General features: G+C 70.1%; 14 protein-coding genes. 6 read left to right on the top strand and 8 right to left on the bottom strand.

Going from position 1 to position 14,909, the window contains the following annotated elements; genetic code table 11:
- Positions 1-18: 18 nt before the first annotated feature.
- A complete protein-coding gene (locus AQJ27_RS24945; RefSeq protein ID WP_067372945.1) occupies positions 19-1,287 on the bottom strand; it encodes an ABC transporter substrate-binding protein in 1,269 nt (422 codons plus the stop codon).
- Between the two features lie 267 nt (positions 1,288-1,554).
- Here AQJ27_RS24945 and AQJ27_RS24940 point away from each other — a divergent pair, with 267 nt between their 5' ends.
- On the top strand, positions 1,555-3,585 hold the full coding sequence (locus tag AQJ27_RS24940) for an NPCBM/NEW2 domain-containing protein (protein WP_201264326.1): 2,031 nt from the start codon (positions 1,555-1,557) through the stop codon (positions 3,583-3,585).
- 437 nt (positions 3,586-4,022) lie between these two features.
- Here the strand turns inward: AQJ27_RS24940 and AQJ27_RS24935 are convergent, their stop codons facing one another.
- On the bottom strand, positions 4,023-4,982 hold the full coding sequence (locus tag AQJ27_RS24935; protein ID WP_067372939.1) for an ROK family protein: 960 nt from the start codon (positions 4,980-4,982) through the stop codon (positions 4,023-4,025).
- Between the two features lie 220 nt (positions 4,983-5,202).
- On the opposite strand from AQJ27_RS24935, the gene AQJ27_RS24930 reads away from it, so the two are divergent.
- Both AQJ27_RS24930 and AQJ27_RS24925 read left to right on the top strand, forming a co-directional pair.
- Entirely contained in the window at positions 5,203-6,267 is a 1,065-nt protein-coding gene (locus AQJ27_RS24930) for a LacI family DNA-binding transcriptional regulator (protein ID WP_079065229.1), read from the top strand.
- Between the two features lie 3 nt (positions 6,268-6,270).
- Positions 6,271-7,017 carry a hypothetical protein gene (locus AQJ27_RS24925; protein ID WP_067372933.1) on the top strand — a complete coding sequence of 249 codons (747 nt, stop codon included), beginning with the start codon at positions 6,271-6,273 and terminating at the stop codon, positions 7,015-7,017.
- A gap of 95 nt (positions 7,018-7,112) precedes the next feature.
- Here the strand turns inward: AQJ27_RS24925 and AQJ27_RS24920 are convergent, their stop codons facing one another.
- Positions 7,113-8,417 carry a DUF6986 family protein gene (locus AQJ27_RS24920; RefSeq protein ID WP_067372930.1) on the bottom strand — a complete coding sequence of 435 codons (1,305 nt, stop codon included), beginning with the start codon at positions 8,415-8,417 and terminating at the stop codon, positions 7,113-7,115.
- A 182-nt stretch (positions 8,418-8,599) separates the two neighbouring features.
- Here AQJ27_RS24920 and AQJ27_RS24915 point away from each other — a divergent pair, with 182 nt between their 5' ends.
- On the top strand, positions 8,600-9,490 hold the full coding sequence (locus AQJ27_RS24915; RefSeq protein ID WP_067372927.1) for an endonuclease/exonuclease/phosphatase family protein: 891 nt from the start codon (positions 8,600-8,602) through the stop codon (positions 9,488-9,490).
- 62 nt (positions 9,491-9,552) lie between these two features.
- On the opposite strand, the gene AQJ27_RS24910 is transcribed toward AQJ27_RS24915, so the two are convergent.
- The 4 genes from AQJ27_RS24910 to AQJ27_RS24895 all read right to left on the bottom strand — a co-directional run bounded on the left by AQJ27_RS24910 (position 9,553) and on the right by AQJ27_RS24895 (position 12,782).
- On the bottom strand, positions 9,553-10,515 hold the full coding sequence (locus tag AQJ27_RS24910) for an electron transfer flavoprotein subunit alpha/FixB family protein (protein ID WP_067372924.1): 963 nt from the start codon (positions 10,513-10,515) through the stop codon (positions 9,553-9,555).
- A gap of 76 nt (positions 10,516-10,591) precedes the next feature.
- Positions 10,592-11,377 (bottom strand): electron transfer flavoprotein subunit beta/FixA family protein, encoded by a 786-nt coding sequence (locus tag AQJ27_RS24905; protein WP_054228809.1) that lies wholly within the window; start codon positions 11,375-11,377, stop codon positions 10,592-10,594.
- Positions 11,378-11,596: 219 nt separating this feature from the next.
- Entirely contained in the window at positions 11,597-12,127 is a 531-nt protein-coding gene (locus AQJ27_RS24900; RefSeq protein WP_067372921.1) for a flavin reductase family protein, read from the bottom strand.
- A 241-nt stretch (positions 12,128-12,368) separates the two neighbouring features.
- Positions 12,369-12,782 carry a TlpA family protein disulfide reductase gene (locus AQJ27_RS24895; protein ID WP_067373516.1) on the bottom strand — a complete coding sequence of 138 codons (414 nt, stop codon included), beginning with the start codon at positions 12,780-12,782 and terminating at the stop codon, positions 12,369-12,371.
- 75 nt (positions 12,783-12,857) lie between these two features.
- Here AQJ27_RS24895 and AQJ27_RS24890 point away from each other — a divergent pair, with 75 nt between their 5' ends.
- Both AQJ27_RS24890 and AQJ27_RS24885 read left to right on the top strand, forming a co-directional pair.
- The gene (locus AQJ27_RS24890) at positions 12,858-13,274 is read left to right on the top strand and encodes a DUF4395 domain-containing protein (RefSeq protein ID WP_067372918.1); all 417 of its coding nucleotides are present in this window, start codon (positions 12,858-12,860) and stop codon (positions 13,272-13,274) included.
- A 185-nt stretch (positions 13,275-13,459) separates the two neighbouring features.
- Entirely contained in the window at positions 13,460-14,188 is a 729-nt protein-coding gene (locus AQJ27_RS24885) for a lysophospholipid acyltransferase family protein (RefSeq protein WP_067372914.1), read from the top strand.
- A 128-nt stretch (positions 14,189-14,316) separates the two neighbouring features.
- Here AQJ27_RS24885 and AQJ27_RS24880 read toward each other — a convergent pair whose 3' ends face one another.
- Positions 14,317-14,889 carry a transglutaminase-like domain-containing protein gene (locus AQJ27_RS24880; protein ID WP_067372911.1) on the bottom strand — a complete coding sequence of 191 codons (573 nt, stop codon included), beginning with the start codon at positions 14,887-14,889 and terminating at the stop codon, positions 14,317-14,319.
- Positions 14,890-14,909: the final 20 nt, after the last annotated feature.

Here is a 14,909-nt window from a genome sequence, read left to right as displayed (position 1 = left end):
AACGTCTTCCCCCAGTGATCAGCCGACGGGCGACGAGAAGATGGTCTTCTTCTGTCGTTCGATGCTGTTGCAGAGACCGTCGACGTCCTTCGGGTTGCCGATGAAGTCCTGGATCGCCTTGATCATCACGGTCGAGGCGAAGTCCGGACGGGTGTCGCGGTCCATGAACTGCGAGATCTGCTTGGCGCCCGAGACGAGCTGGGCCGACTTCTTCTGCAGGGCGCTGTACTTGGCGGTGTCGGCCCCGTCGTTGACGGCCACGTTGTTGGGGTCGAGGGCGAGGTAGGTGTTCTCGGCGGTGGGGGTGCCCAGCCATGTCAGGAGGGCCTTGGCACCGTCGAGGTTCTTCGACTTCTTGGCGACCAGGAAGCCGTCGATGGGTGCTTCCACGGCGTCCTGCGCGTACTGCGGGTCGATCTCGGGGAAGGCGAAGAAGTCGATGTCGTCGCGTTCGTTCTCGGGGAACTGGGTGCCCGGGTGCGGCATTCCGAAGACCGCCATCCCCGTCTTGCGCTGCTGGAGGCTCTGCCCGGCCTCCTCCCAGGTCCGGCCGAGGGCGCCCTTCTGGTAGTAGGGCATGACCTCGCGCCAGGTGTCGAAGACGTTCTTCACCTTGGCGTCGGTCCATGCCTCCGTGCCGGCCATCAGGGACTTGTGGAAGTCGTATCCGTTCAGGCGCATGTTGATGTAGTCGAAGGTGCCCATCGCGGGCCAGCCGTCCTTGTCGCAGAAGGCGACGGGCGTCCCGTCCTTCGACATCCGCTTGGCCAGTGCGATGAAGTCGTCCCAGGTCTTGGGCTGTTGGTAGCCCTTGGACTGGAAGAGGCTCTTGCGGTGGAAAACGGCCCACGGATAGTAGTAGTACGGCACGAAGTACTGCTTGCCGGAGTGGGTGGACTGCTCCTTCAGGGCCGCGGAGAAGCCGGTGAAGCCGCTCCACACGTCGCTGATCTCGTGCAGGAGTCCCTTCTCCGCGAAGTACTGCATGCGATATCCCGCGAACCACATGAAGACGTCGTCGGGCGTGCCCTGGAGATAGCGGTTGATGTTCTCCTGGAAGTCGTTGTGGTCCTTGGTGTTGACCTTGACCTTCTTGCCGGACTTCTTCTCGTACGCCGAGAAGGCCGCCGCGTACGCCTTCTTGGGGACCGGGTCCGAGGCGTTGGACCCGACGGTGACTTCGTTCTTGTTTCCGCCGGGTCCGTCGCCGCAGGCGGACAGCAGGGCGGGGAGCGTGAGCGCGCCGGCGCCGAGGGCCGCACCACGCAAGAGATTTCGCCGGGACATCCGATGACCTGAGGTGCCTTCGGGCACAACGGTCCCCTTCAACGATGACTGTGCCATGTCCCCCTCCTCGGGGTGCCACCCAACACAACCGAACGCGAGGCTTGGATCTCACTCCCATGTCGGAGTGTCGTCAAGGGTTCGGACGAGATATCGAACAACCGTTACCACTTCTCTTCCAACAGAGTTGGACAGGTCCTACCGTAAGCGCGCACCCTTGTCGCGGACATGCAGTCATCCTATCTTTCGCGAGTTCGGAGGAACGTAACGATGCGTCACCTTCCCACCCGCACAACCAGCCGAAGAGTGGTCGGAGCACTCGCGACGGCCCTGTTGTGTACGACCGGCCTGACCGCCCCGGAGGCCCTGGCCGCCCCCGCCCCCACCGAAGCCCCCGCGTCCCCCGCCCTGGCCGACGGCCTCGCGCTCACCCCTCCGATGGGCTTCAACAACTGGAACTCCACGCACTGCCGGGCCGAGTTCAACGAGACCATGGTCAAGGGGATCGCGGACCTCTTCGTGGAGAAGGGGCTCAAGGACGCCGGGTACCAGTACGTGAATCTGGACGACTGCTGGGCCCTGCCGTCCCGGGACGCCGACGGCAAGCTGGTACCCGACCCGGTGCGCTTCCCGAACGGGATCAAGGCGGTCGCCGACTACATCCACGCCAAGGGACTCAAGCTCGGCATCTACACCAGCGCGGGCACGAAGACGTGCGACAGCGTCGGGTTCCCGGGCGCCCTCGGCCACGAGTACAGCGACGCCCGGCAGTTCGCGGACTGGGGCGTCGACTACCTCAAGTACGACAACTGCAACAACCAGGGCGTGGACGCCAAGCTGCGGTACACGACCATGCGGGACGCGCTCAAGGCGACCGGGCGGCCCATCGTCTACAGCCTCTGCGAATGGGGCGAGAACAAGCCCTGGGAGTGGGCCTCGGACGTCGGACATCTGTGGCGCACGACCGGTGACATCAGCGACAACTGGGGCTCGATGCTGTCGATCCTCAAGCAGAACCTGCCCCTCGCCCCGCACGCGGGTCCCGGTCACTGGAACGACCCGGACATGCTGGAGGTCGGCAACGGAGGCATGACCGACACCGAGTACCGCTCGCACTTCTCGATGTGGTCGGTCATGGCGGCTCCGCTGCTCATCGGCTCGGATCTGCGCAAGGCGTCGCCCGCCACCTTCGACATCCTCGACAACAAGGAAGTCATCGCGGTCGACCAGGACCCCCTGGGCAGGCAGGGCACCGTGCTCTCCTCCGCGGGCGGACGCTGGGTCGTCGCCAAGGAGATGAAGGACGGCAGCCGGACGGTGGCGCTGTTCAACGAGACCGGCAGCGCCCAGCACATCGCCACGACCACGGCGGCCGTGGGATTGCCGGCCGCCCACGGCTACACCCTGCGCGACCTGTGGCAGCACCGGAGCTACAACACCGCCGGCGCCATCTCCGCGACCGTCCCCGCGCACGGCACGGTCCTCGTCCGCGTCTCGGCCGACCGCCACTGGGCCAAGAACCCGCCCGCCGTCGAACTCGGCCTGGACGGAAGCCCGTTGGTGGAGTCGGGCAAGCCGGTCTCCCTGACGTCGGCGGTGACCGACCTCGGCCGTACGCCCGCGCGGTACGTCTCGGTGGCGCTGAGCGGCCCGACGGGCTGGAAGGTCGCGGCCGCCTCACCGACCACGGCGGGCACGGTACGCACGGGACACTCCCTGCGTACGAAGTGGCGGGTCACCGCGCCCGAGGGCACGGCCGCGGGATCGTACGGCCTGACGCTCAGGGCCACGTACCGCTCACCGACCGGCATACGCACCGAGAGCGTGCTCCCGCTCACGGTGTCGGTCGTCGTGGCTCCCCCTTCGGGCGTCTCCTACCTCGGCGACCTGCCATGGCTGTCGACGACCAATGGATTCGGCCCGGTTGAACGCAACACCAGCAACGGGGAGAGCGCCGCGGGCGACGGTCATCCGATCACTCTCGGCGGAGTCGTCTACGCCAGGGGACTCGGTGCGCACGCCCCGAGCGCCATCGAGTACTACACCGGCAAGCGGTGCCGGACCGTCACCGCGGATGTCGGCGTCGACGACGAGAAGGGCGCCAAGGGCACCGTCGCGTTCGAGATCTGGGCGGACGGCGCGTTGGTCGCCTCGACCGGGGTCCTCACCAACGCCATGCCGGCCCAGCCGGTCTCGGCCGACGTGACCGGCGCCCAGGTCGTCCGCCTCGTCGTCACCGACGGCGGCGACGGCGTCGACTCGGACCACGCGGACTGGGCGGACGCCCGACTGACCTGCTGAGCAATGCGCCGAGCCGGGGGCCTCCTGCGGCTCGGCAGCGGGTGGAAACCCGGCCGATCGGCCCCTGTCGGCCGTCGGGCCGCCCCACGCCGGCACCCCGCCCCGGACACTCCGCCGGCGACCGACGTGCTCGGCACGACCGGGGTCGAGCCGACCGCGCCCGGGGAAATCGGCCCGAGCAGGCTCCTCGCAGGCGCCGTCGGTCCCGGACCGCAGGCCCGGTCACGGCTCGAGCCGCGACCGGGTTCCACTCACCCCCCGACACCCCCATCGCCCCCGGTGGATCACCCGCACCACTGGTCGGCGCACCCGGCCCTGACCCGCGAACCGCGGCGGCGGCCGCGCTCAGCAGTCCGCCGACCCGGGTGGGGCCGGCGGCCCCCGACCCGGCGGGCCATCCCGGGCCCCGGCCGATCAGCCGCGGCTCGGCGCGGCGCTCAGCCCGCGACCCGCTCCGCGGTGCTGCTCGGCTGCCTGCTGAGCGCGGCCGCCGCCGCGCCGACAAGACCGGCGTCCGTGCCCATCAGTGCGGGCGCCACGGTCAGCCGCCGCACGAAGGACAGGGTGGCGTAGTCGGCCAGCGCCTTGCGGAGCGGCGCGAAGAGCACGTCCCCGGCCTTGCCCACGCCCCCGCCGATGACGGCGATGTCGATCTCGACGAGGGTCGCGGTCGCCGCGATGCCCGCCGCCAGCGCCTTCGCCGCGCGTTCGAACGAGGCCACCGCCACCGGGTCGCCCTCGCGCGCGGCGGCGGCCACCGCGGCGGCCGAGGTGTCACCGTCGGGCCCCGGCCGCCAGCCGCTCTCCAGCGCCCGCCGCGCGATGTTCGGGCCGCTCGCGATGCGCTCCACGCAGCCGCGCGAACCGCACGGGCAGGCGTCACCGTCGAGGTCCACGCTGATGTGCCCGATGTGGCCCGCGTTGCCCGTGGGACCGGGGTGGAGCTGACCGTTCAGGACCAGCCCGCCCCCGACACCCGTCGAGACCACCATGCACAGGGCGTTGTCATGGCCGCGCGCCGCACCCTGCCAGTGCTCGGCGGCCGTGATGGCCACCCCGTCGCCGATCAGCTCGACCGGCAGGCCCCCGGTCGCCGCGCGGACCCGCTCGACGAGCGGGTAGTCGCGCCAGCCGGCCACGTTCACCGGGCTCACCGTGCCCGCGGAGGCGTCCACCGGCCCCGCGCTGCCGATGCCGACGGTTCCCGCCCGGTTCCACAGCGGTGACCCGGTCAGCTCGCCGAGCACCTCCTCGACGGCCCCCATCACGGTGTCGCCGTCCTCCTGCGCGGGCGTCGCGCGCTGCGCGCGCAGAAGAATGCGGCCGCGGCCGTCCACCAGCGCTCCGGCGATCTTGGTGCCGCCGATGTCGAGCGCGGCCACGAGGTCGGTGTGCATCAGTGTCAGTTCTCCCGGTGAACCTGGCGAAAGGGGCAGACCGGTCTCGCGATGGGGGGCGCAGGCCGGAGAATGCGGTGGACAGTGTCTCCCGCATCTGACAACGTTGTCCAGGCTCTATGCTCGACGCCACATCCTCATACAACCCCATGGACCGACGCACCCCCGTGGACAACAGGACCCGTGGCCGACAGGGACCGCCGCGTGGACGACGGGAACCGTGGACGACAGGACAGGACAGCGCATCGTGGCAGAGACCGCCCGCCGATCCGAGAACCGCTACGGCAACCGTCCGACCATGAAGGACGTGGCGGCACGAGCCGGGGTGGGCCTCAAGACGGTCTCGCGGGTCGTCAACGGTGAGCCCGGAGTCACTCCGGACACCGAGCGCCGCGTCCAGGAGGCCATCGACGCGCTGGGCTTCCGCCGCAACGACAGCGCCCGGGTGCTGCGCAAAGGCCGCACCGCGAGCATCGGCCTCGTCCTGGAGGACCTCGCCGACCCCTTCTACGGCCCCCTGAGCCGCGCGGTCGAGGAGGTGGCCCGCGCCCACGGCGCGCTGCTCATCAACGGCTCCAGCGCCGAGGACCCCGACCGCGAACAGGAACTGGTCCTCGCCCTGTGCGCACGCCGCGTGGACGGGCTGGTGATCATCCCGGCCGGGGACGACCACCGCTATCTGGAGCCCGAGATCAAGGCGGGCGTCGCCACGGTGTTCGTGGACCGCCCGGCGGGACAGATCGACGCCGACGTGGTGCTGTCCGACAGCTTCGGCGGGGCCCGCGACGGCGTCGCCCACCTGATCGCCCACGGCCACCGCCGGATCGGCTTCATCGGCGACATGCCGCGTATCCACACCGCCGCCGAGCGGCTGCGCGGCTACCGGGCGGCCATGGAGGACGCGGGCATACCCGTCGAGGACGACTGGATGTCCCTGGGCGTCACCGACCCGCAGCGGGTGCGGAAGGCGGCCGAGGACATGCTGTCCGGCCCCTCCCCCGTCACCGCGGTCTTCGCCGGCAACAACCGCGTCACCGTCACGGTCGTCCGTGTCATCGCCGAGCGCGGTCGGCCCGTCGCCCTCGTCGGCTTCGACGACATCGAGCTCGCCGACCTCCTCGAGCCCGGCGTCACCGTCGTCGCCCAGGACGCCGCCACCCTCGGCCGCACCGCCGCCGAACGCCTCTTCCGCCAGCTGGAGGGCACCCTCATCACCCCGGAACGCATCGAACTCCCGACCCGTCTGATCACCCGCGGCTCGGGCGAACTGCCGCCCGCGGACTGAGCCGTGGCCGAGCCGGACCCGCGCACTCTCGAAGCGCTCGGCCTCGCCGAGGCGCCCCGCGAGCACCCGCTGAGCTACCCGGGCGCCCGGCCCGAGGAGTCCGTACTCCTCGACGGGGACCGGCTGTTGCCGCTCACGCGCGGGGTGTACGAGGACCGCGTCCCGGTCCTGGCGGTCGGCTCCAACGCCTGCCCGGCCCAACTCCGGCACAAGATGGCGCGGTCCGGGGTGTCGGGCACGATCCCGATGGTGAAGACGCGGGTCTTCGGCCTCGGGGTCGGCGTCTCGGCCCATGTGAGTCCGATGGGGTACGTGTCCGCGTCGCCGTTCCACGCGCCGGGCGCCGTCGGCGAGTTGTTCCTCACGTGGCTGGACGCGGCGCAGCTCGCGGTGGTGGACGCGAGTGAGGGCGTCGCGGTGGCCGAGGGGGCGTACGGCCGGGCGTGGCTGTCCGCCTCCGAGGTGCGGATCGTGTTGGACTCCGGTGAGCTCCTGCCCGGTGCCCATGTGTACGTCAACCGCCGCGGGGTTCTCCACAACGGCTCCGGGACACCTCGCCTGCACCCCGGCGAGCGCCCGCTGCTCGCCTCACTGCTCGCCGGGTCGGAGCGGCTGCGGGAGCTGTTCGGGGAGACGCCGGAGGATTTCTGCGCGCGGGCGCGTGGCGACGCCGCGCTCTGCGCACGGGGGACCCGGCTGTTCGCCTCGGAGGGGCTCACCATTGCTTCCGGGCTTGAGAGGTACGCGTAGGCGGTCCGTCGTCACAGTGCGGGCCCAATGCGGCTGGTCGCGCCCACGCGGCGGAGCCGCACAGTGTCACAGCCCCGCGCCCCTTTCGGGGCGCTCTACTTCGCAGAGACGGTCAGGTCGCCGCGCCTCGGCACCGCAAATCCTTCCAGGTCGGCCCTCGTCAGGCCGGTCACCCTCGCCACCTCCGCGATGTCGAGGGCACCGCAGTCCAGGCCGCGCAGGAGGTAGCCGCTGAGGGCCTTGGCGGTGGCGGGCTCGTCCATGACGTCGCCGTCGGTGTGGTTGGCGTAGCGGGAGAGGCGGGCGGCCGCCTGTTCGAAGCCCTCGCGGTAGAAGGCGAAGACGGCGGCGTAGCGGGTCGGGATGTGGCCGGGGTGCATGTCCCAGCCCTGGTAGTAGGCACGGGCCAGGGCGCGGCGGGTGAGGCCGTAGTGGAGGCGCCAGGCGTCGTGGACCTTCTCGGTGGGGCCGATCGGCAGCACGTTGGTGGAGCCGTCCGAGACGCGTACGCCGGTGCCGGCCGCCGCGACCTGCATGATCGCCTTGGCGTGGTCGGCGGCCGGATGGTCGCTGGCCTGGTAGGCGGCGCTGACGCCGAGGCAGGCGCTGTAGTCGAAGGTGCCGTAGTGCAGTCCGGTGGCGCGGCCCTCGGCGGCCTGGATCATCCGGGCGACGGTCGCGGTGCCGTCGGTCGCGAGGATGGACTGGCTGGTCTCGATCTGGATCTCGAAGCCGATGCGGCCGGGCTCCAGGCCGCGCGCCTTCTCGAACTCCTCCAGGAGCCGGACCATCGCGGTGACCTGCTCGGCGTACGTCACCTTGGGCAGCGTCAGCACGAGCCCCGCGGGCAGACCTCCCGACTCCATCAGACCCGTCAGGAAGATGTCGAGCGTGCGGATGCCCCGGTCCCGTACCGGCGCCTCCATGCACTTCATGCGGATGCCCATGTACGGGGCCGCCGTGCCGTTCTCGTACGCCTCGGCGATCAGGCGCGCCGCGCGGGCCGCCGCCTCGTCCTCCTCGGCGTCCGGGCGCGGGCCGTAGCCGTCCTCGAAGTCGACCCGCAGGTCCTCGATGGGCTCGCGCTCCAGCTTGGCTCGTACGCGGTCGTACACGGGTTCGGCGAGGTCGTCGGTGAGGCCGAGGACGGCGGCGAAGGACGCCGCGTCGGGGGCGTGCTCGTCGAGGGCGGCGAGGGCCCGGTCGCCCCAGGAGCGGATGGTGTCGGCGGCGAACACGTCGCCGGGGACGTACACGGTGTGGACGGGCTGCCGGGTGCCGGGGTCTCCGGGGTAACGCCGCGCCAGTTCCGCGTCGACCGGGGCGAGGGAGGCGCTGATCTCCTCGCTGACGGCGCCCGCGAGGCTCGTCGCCACGTTCTCCTGCTGGCCCTGACCCATCCCACACCCTCCAGTTTTCCGCTCCACGGAATCAACAATCCGTAGAGCGAAGTTATCCATGGCCCTTCCTGATGGTCAACACCTGTCCACGGCGTGGTCCGTCATGTGCACTCCTGTCCCACGCCTTCTTTCGCGTCGCGGGGCACACCCCTCATGCTGGCCCCGAGGGGAGGGGATCACACATGTCGAACGCCCTCAGAGTGACGCGACGCCTGGGTCTGCGGACGGTGGTGGCCGCCGCGGTCGCCATACCCCTGCTCACCACGGCGTCCGCCTCCGCCAGCCGGCGCGGCGGCCACCGCCTGGAGGTCATGACGTACAACCTGCGCTTCGCGAGCACCGCCGAGCCCAACAGCTGGGCCGTGCGCCGCCCGGTGATGCGCGAGCTGCTGCGCCGGGAGGCTCCCCACGTCATCGGCACCCAGGAGGGCATCTACCAGCAACTGCGTGACATCGATTCCGACCTCGGACCGCACTACGACTGGATCGGCACGGGCCGCGTGGGCGGCAGCCATGACGAGGCGGTGGCGATCTTCTTCGACACCCGTCGGCTGGCACCGGTCGAGCACGACAGTTTCTGGCTCTCCGACACCCCCGAGCTGATCGGCTCGAACACCTGGGGCGCCGCCTTCCCGCGCATCGTCACCTGGGTCCGCTTCCGCGACCTGCGGGACGCACGGGAGTTCTATGTGCTCAACACCCATCTGGACCACGCGAGTCAGTACGCGCGCATGCGTGCCGCGCGTCTGATCTCCGAACGCATCGCGCGCTTCGACCGCGCTCTGCCGCTCGTCGTGACCGGCGACTTCAATGCCGTCGCCCACCAGAACCCGGCGTACGAAGCGATGCTGGGCGCCGGGCTCGTCGACACCTGGGACACGGCGGCCGAGCGCGGCACGCTCTACGGGACCTTCCACGGCTACCAGCCGTTGACGCCGGACGGCGACCGTATCGACTGGATCCTGGTCGGCCCCGGGGTGAGTGTGCACCGTGCGGCCGTCAACACCTTCTCGGTGGACGGGCAGTTCCCGAGTGACCATCTGCCCGTGCAGGCCTGGCTGAGTCTGGCATGAGCGAGGCCCCCGTGACCGCGCGGGCGGTCACGGGGGCCTCGTACGGCCGGAGCCGGAATCGATCAGCCCTTGCGGGTCTTGATCTCCTCGGTGAGCTGCGGGACGACCTCGAAGAGGTCGCCGACCACGCCGTAGTCGACCAGGTCGAAGATGGGCGCCTCGGCGTCCTTGTTGATCGCCACGATCGTCTTCGACGTCTGCATACCGGCGCGGTGCTGGATCGCGCCGGAGATGCCGGAGGCGATGTACAGCTGCGGCGAGACGGACTTGCCGGTCTGGCCGACCTGGTTGGTGTGCGGGTACCAGCCGGCGTCGACCGCGGCACGCGAGGCACCCACGGCGGCACCGAGCGAGTCGGCCAGGTTCTCGATGATCGAGAAGTTCTCGGCGCCGTTGACGCCACGGCCGCCGGAGACCACGATCGCGGCCTCGGTCAGCTCGGGGCGGCCGGTCGACTCGCGCGGGGTACGCGCGGTGACCTTGGTGCCGGTGGCCTTCTCGGAGAAGGAGACCGCGAGGGCCTCGACGGCGCCCGCGGCCGGGGCGGCCTCCACGGCGGCCGAGTTCGGCTTGACCGTGATGACCGGGGTGCCCTTGGCGACACGGGACTTGGTGGTGAAGGAGGCGGCGAACGCGGACTGCGTGGCCACCGGGCCCTCGTCGCCGGCCTCCAGGTCGGTCGCGTCCGTGATGATGCCGGAGCCGATGCGGATCGCGAGACGCGCCGCGATCTCCTTGCCCTCGGCGGAGGACGGGACGAGCACGGCGGCCGGGGAGACGGCCTCGTACGCGGCCTGGAGCGCGTCCACCTTCGGGACGACCAGGTAGTCGGCGTACTCGGCGGCGTCGTGCGTGAGGACCTTGACCGCGCCGTGCTCGGCGAGCGCGGGGGCGGTGGCCTCGGCGCCGGAGCCGAGGGCGACGGCGACGGGCTCACCGATGCGGCGGGCCAGCGTCAGCAGCTCCAGGGTGGGCTTGCGGACGGCGCCGTCCACGTGGTCGACGTAGACGAGAACTTCAGCCATGGGACTTCTTCTCTCCTGCTTACGAAAGATGAGGGGCGGTCAGCGAGTGGAGGTTCAGCGAGCCTCGAACGGGCCTTTAGATGAACTTCTGGCCCGCGAGGAACTCGGCGAGCTGCTTGCCGCCCTCGCCCTCGTCCTTGACGATCGTGCCGGCCGTGCGCGCCGGGCGCTCGGTCGCGGAGTCGACCTTGGTCCAGGCGCCCTCGAGACCGACCTCGTCCGCCTCGATCTCCAGGTCCTCCAGGTCCCAGGACTCCACCGGCTTCTTCTTGGCGGCCATGATGCCCTTGAAGGAGGGGTAGCGCGCCTCACCCGACTGGTCGGTCACCGACACGACGGCCGGGAGGGAGGCCTCCAGCTGCTCGGACGCGCTGTCACCGTCACGGCGGCCCTTGACGACGCCGTCCTCGACGGAGACCTCGGAGAGCAGGGTGACCTGCGGGACACCCAGGCGCTCGGCCAGCAGGGCGGGGACGATACCGGCGGTGCCGTCGGTCGAGGCCATGCCGGAGATGACCAGGTCGTAGCCGGCCTTCTCGATCGCCTTGGCGAGCACCAGCGACGTACCGATCGCGTCGGTGCCGTGCAGGTCGTCGTCCTCGACGTGGATGGCCTTGTCCGCGCCCATGGAAAGCGCCTTGCGCAGCGCGTCCTTGGCGTCCTCGGGGCCGACGGTCAGCACGGTGATCTCGGCGTCGTCCGCTTCGTCGGCGATCTGCAGCGCCTGCTCCACCGCGTATTCGTCGAGCTCCGAGAGCAGACCGTCCACGTCGTCACGGTCCACGGTCAGGTCATCGGCGAAGTGCCGGTCGCCAGTGGCGTCGGGCACGTACTTCACAGTGACAACGATCCTCAAGCTCACGCCGGCTCTCCTACTGCATCGTCATTTCTGGGCTGCCTTCTTTCAGGCAGCATAGGCGCCTGAAGCGGCCGATCCCGGTCGGGGCGGCCCGCGCTCCGAACGAAATATTACTCGCCAGTACACCCAGTTCCTGCCCACTAAGCAAGCGCTTTGAACTGTGACCTTGGCAACGCTGCGTAACCGACGAGTAGGACTCACCAGTAGGACCGGCGAGTAGCTTCAGTCGCGCAGGCCGTTGAAGCGGCCCTGGTGGTACAGCAGCGGGCGGCCCACGCCCGACGGATCACCGAGGACGACCTCGGCCAGCACGATGCGATGGTCCCCGGCCGGCACCCGCGCCGCGACCCGGCAGACGAGCCAGGCCAGTACGCCGTCGAGGACGGGAACACCTTCCGGGCCCTTGCGCCAACGGGTGGGCGCGCCGAAGCGGTCGGCGCCGCTGCGGGCGAAGGTGGCGGCGAGTTCCTGCTGGTGCTCACCGAGTATGTGGATGCCGACGTGGTCGGACTCGGAGATCGTGGGCCAGCTGGAGGCGCCGACACCGATGCCGAAGGAGACGATCGGGGGTTCGGCGGAGACCGAGCTGAGCGAGGTGGCGGTGAAGCCCACCGGACCCGAGCCGCCCTGCGCCGTGATCACGGCGACACCGGCCGCGTGCTGCCGGAAGACGGAGCGCAGGAGGTCGGGTGAGGCGAGTTGCGCATCGGGAGAAGCGAGCCGAAAACTGTCCAGGTCGGGCGTGGCCGTCATGGAGTCGTCCTTCTGCGAGGGGTGACGTGGGGTCCCCCCGCTCGAGCGAAGCCGAGAGTGGGGGAAGGTCCGTAGGTGCTCAACAGACCGGACAGCGCGCACTCGCGGTGCGGGCCAGGTCCACGTGGACGCGCTCGAAGAGAAGGAGTTCCGGGGGCATACGGTCAGGTTGACGATAGGTGGTGCGTGCAGTCAAGTACGTCCGGTCATCTGCGAGATGCCTCACCATGATCGCCACGAGTCAGACGGCCTCTCCCAGCGCCGCGATCACATCCGCCTTGCGCGGCTGTCCGGTCGCGCGCCGCACGATCCGTCCGTCGGCGTCGAGGACGAGCACGGTCGGGGTCTTGAGGATCTCGAGTTCGCGGACGAGTTCGAGGCGGTCCTCGGCGTCGATCTCCACGTGGTGCACGCCCGGGACCATTCCGGCCACCTCGGCGAGCACCCGCCGGGTGGCCCGGCAGGGAGCGCAGAAAGCGCTGGAGAACTGGACGAGCGTGGCCCGTTCACCGAGCCCCTCCCCCAACTCCGCCGCGCCGAGCCGCTTTCCACCGTCACGCCCGCGCACTCTCACCCTCCCGCTCCGCCGCCGTTGCAGCACTCCGAACGCGCTCGCCGCCGCGAGCACCACCACGCACACCACAAGTCCGGTCATCTCCAGCACAAGCATTCACGAGACCGCAAAGATTCCCGGGTCCACGGACCGCCGTTCATACGGAATGCTTGATTCATGGACATTGACGCAAGAGGGCCGCGGTTCGGTGCGGCCGTGACGACCGTCGTACTGGCGGTCGTTCTGATCACCGGCAGCACCTGGCTGTTGGCCTGGCAGGTACTGGCGTTCGCACTGGGCGCCTCGGGCGGCGTGGCGCGCTCTCCTTACGGCTGGCTGTTCCGGAAGGTCGTACGCCCCCGACTCGGGCCGCCCGCACAGTTCGAGTCGCCGCAGCCGCCGCAGTTCGCGCAGGCCGTCGGGCTCGTGTTCGCCGTCGTGGGTCTGATCGGTTTCACGGCGGGGCCCGACTGGCTGGGGTTCGCCGCGACCGGCTGCGCGCTGGCGGCCGCGTTCCTCAACGCGGCGTTCGGGTACTGCCTGGGCTGCGAGATGTACCTGCTCGTACGTCGGTTGACCGTACGCGCCCAGTGACGGTGAGTTAGAAGTGCGAGGTCGATCAGGGGACACGTGACGAGGATCTCGCCGCATCGCGGCACTGGGACTGGCCACTCGTCCGTTCTTGGGGCACGATCTGCGCAATGCCGTAAACCTACGGCTGCGTAACTTTCCCGCCGGGAGACCCCTTCCCGAGCAGAGAGAAAGGGTCCACCCCGTCCATGGCAGAGCTTGTCTACCGTCCCGTCGTCGGTCTCGCCCAAGTGTTGTTCAAGGCCTGGGACCTCAAGATCGACTGCAAGGGATCGGAGAACATTCCGCGCTCGGGCGGCGCCGTGCTGGTCAGCAACCACATCAGTTATCTGGACTTCATCTTCGACGGTCTGGCCACCCTGCCCCAGAAGCGCCTGGTGCGTTTCATGGCGAAGGAGTCGGTCTTCCGGCACAAGATCTCCGGTCCGCTGATGCGGGGCATGAAGCACATCCCGGTGGACCGCAAGCAGGGCGAGACGGCGTATCAGCACGCGCTGGATTCACTGCGGTCCGGCGAGATCGTCGGCGTCTTTCCCGAAGCGACCATCTCCCAGTCCTTCACCCTGAAGAGCTTCAAGTCGGGTGCCGCGCGCATGGCCCAGGAGGCCGGCGTGCCGCTGATCCCGATGGCCCTGTGGGGCACCCAGCGGCTGTGGACCAAGGGCCACCCGCGCAACTTCAAGCGCAGCCACACCCCGATCACCATCCGGGTCGGCGAACCGGTGGAGGCGCCGCAGGACCAGTACGCGGGCGCCATCACCCGGGGGCTGCGCGGGCGTGTCCAGGAGCTCCTGGAGGCCGCGCAGCGCGCCTATCCGGTCCGCCCCAAGGGCCCGGACGACACGTGGTGGATGCCCGCACACCTCGGCGGCACGGCGCCGACCCCCGAAGAGGTGAAGGCGGCCGAGGCCCGCTGAATCGTCACGCCGCGGCGTGGACGGTGATCCACGCCGCGTCCCGGGGCTGAACTTCTCCAGGAGTGCGGCGAGTTCGGCCCCGTCGCACCACACCACCTCGCCCGCGTCCGGGTGATGGGTGATCGGCCTCAGAGCGCGGCGGGAAGCGTCTTCCAGAGGTACGGCCGGTCAGGGGCGGCCTTGAGGACGCTCAGCACGACCGGATGAGGTTCGGCGTACAGGACCGGATAGTCGAGCTCGTCGAACTCGGGGTCGGGCGTGAAGGCCAGCCGCTCGCCGTCCAGGGAGAACTGGGCGTCCACGCCCGGCGTGTTGCCTCGGGGGTCCTGCCGGTGCCAGGCGCCGTTGAACCGTACGGCGACGAGCCCGTGCACCTCGTCGAACTTCTGGTAGCAGAACGCCGTCGGGATGTCCTCGGCCCGCAGCAGCGCGGCCAGGGCGTGAGACTTCGCGTAGCAGATGCCGGTGCGCCGCTCCAGCACGTCCGAGGCACGCCAGGTGACCCGAAGATCGCCGGAGTCCTGCGAGTGCGGAATGGTGTCGCGCACGAATTCGAAGGCCGACCGCGCATAGGCATACGAGTCGACGGCCCCCTTGGCCAGCCGCGCGGCCGTCCCCCGTACGAGCGGATGGTGATGGTCGATGACCTCGTCGGCGGCCAAGTAGGCGGACAGGTCGGCGGTGTTCTGGATCAGCTCCATGCCCGGAGAGCATAGGAATG

The organism is Streptomyces olivochromogenes (genome assembly GCF_001514115.1).
Taxonomy (GTDB): Bacteria; Actinomycetota; Actinomycetes; order Streptomycetales; family Streptomycetaceae; genus Streptomyces; species Streptomyces olivochromogenes.
Note: the sequence above shows the minus strand (reverse complement) of the source record. Positions and strands in the feature narration are given on the sequence as shown.

Coding starts and splice junctions, on each gene's coding strand:
- AQJ27_RS24945 (WP_067372945.1), bottom strand. CDS start 1,287: ATGTCCCGGCGAAATCTCTTGCGTGGTGCGGCCCTCGGCGCCGGCGCG.
- AQJ27_RS24940 (WP_201264326.1), top strand. CDS start 1,555: ATGCGTCACCTTCCCACCCGCACAACCAGCCGAAGAGTGGTCGGAGCA.
- AQJ27_RS24935 (WP_067372939.1), bottom strand. CDS start 4,982: ATGCACACCGACCTCGTGGCCGCGCTCGACATCGGCGGCACCAAGATC.
- AQJ27_RS24920 (WP_067372930.1), bottom strand. CDS start 8,417: ATGGGTCAGGGCCAGCAGGAGAACGTGGCGACGAGCCTCGCGGGCGCC.
- AQJ27_RS24915 (WP_067372927.1), top strand. CDS start 8,600: ATGTCGAACGCCCTCAGAGTGACGCGACGCCTGGGTCTGCGGACGGTG.
- AQJ27_RS24910 (WP_067372924.1), bottom strand. CDS start 10,515: ATGGCTGAAGTTCTCGTCTACGTCGACCACGTGGACGGCGCCGTCCGC.
- AQJ27_RS24900 (WP_067372921.1), bottom strand. CDS start 12,127: ATGACGGCCACGCCCGACCTGGACAGTTTTCGGCTCGCTTCTCCCGAT.
- AQJ27_RS24895 (WP_067373516.1), bottom strand. CDS start 12,782: ATGACCGGACTTGTGGTGTGCGTGGTGGTGCTCGCGGCGGCGAGCGCG.
- AQJ27_RS24890 (WP_067372918.1), top strand. CDS start 12,858: ATGGACATTGACGCAAGAGGGCCGCGGTTCGGTGCGGCCGTGACGACC.
- AQJ27_RS24885 (WP_067372914.1), top strand. CDS start 13,460: ATGGCAGAGCTTGTCTACCGTCCCGTCGTCGGTCTCGCCCAAGTGTTG.
- AQJ27_RS24880 (WP_067372911.1), bottom strand. CDS start 14,889: ATGGAGCTGATCCAGAACACCGCCGACCTGTCCGCCTACTTGGCCGCC.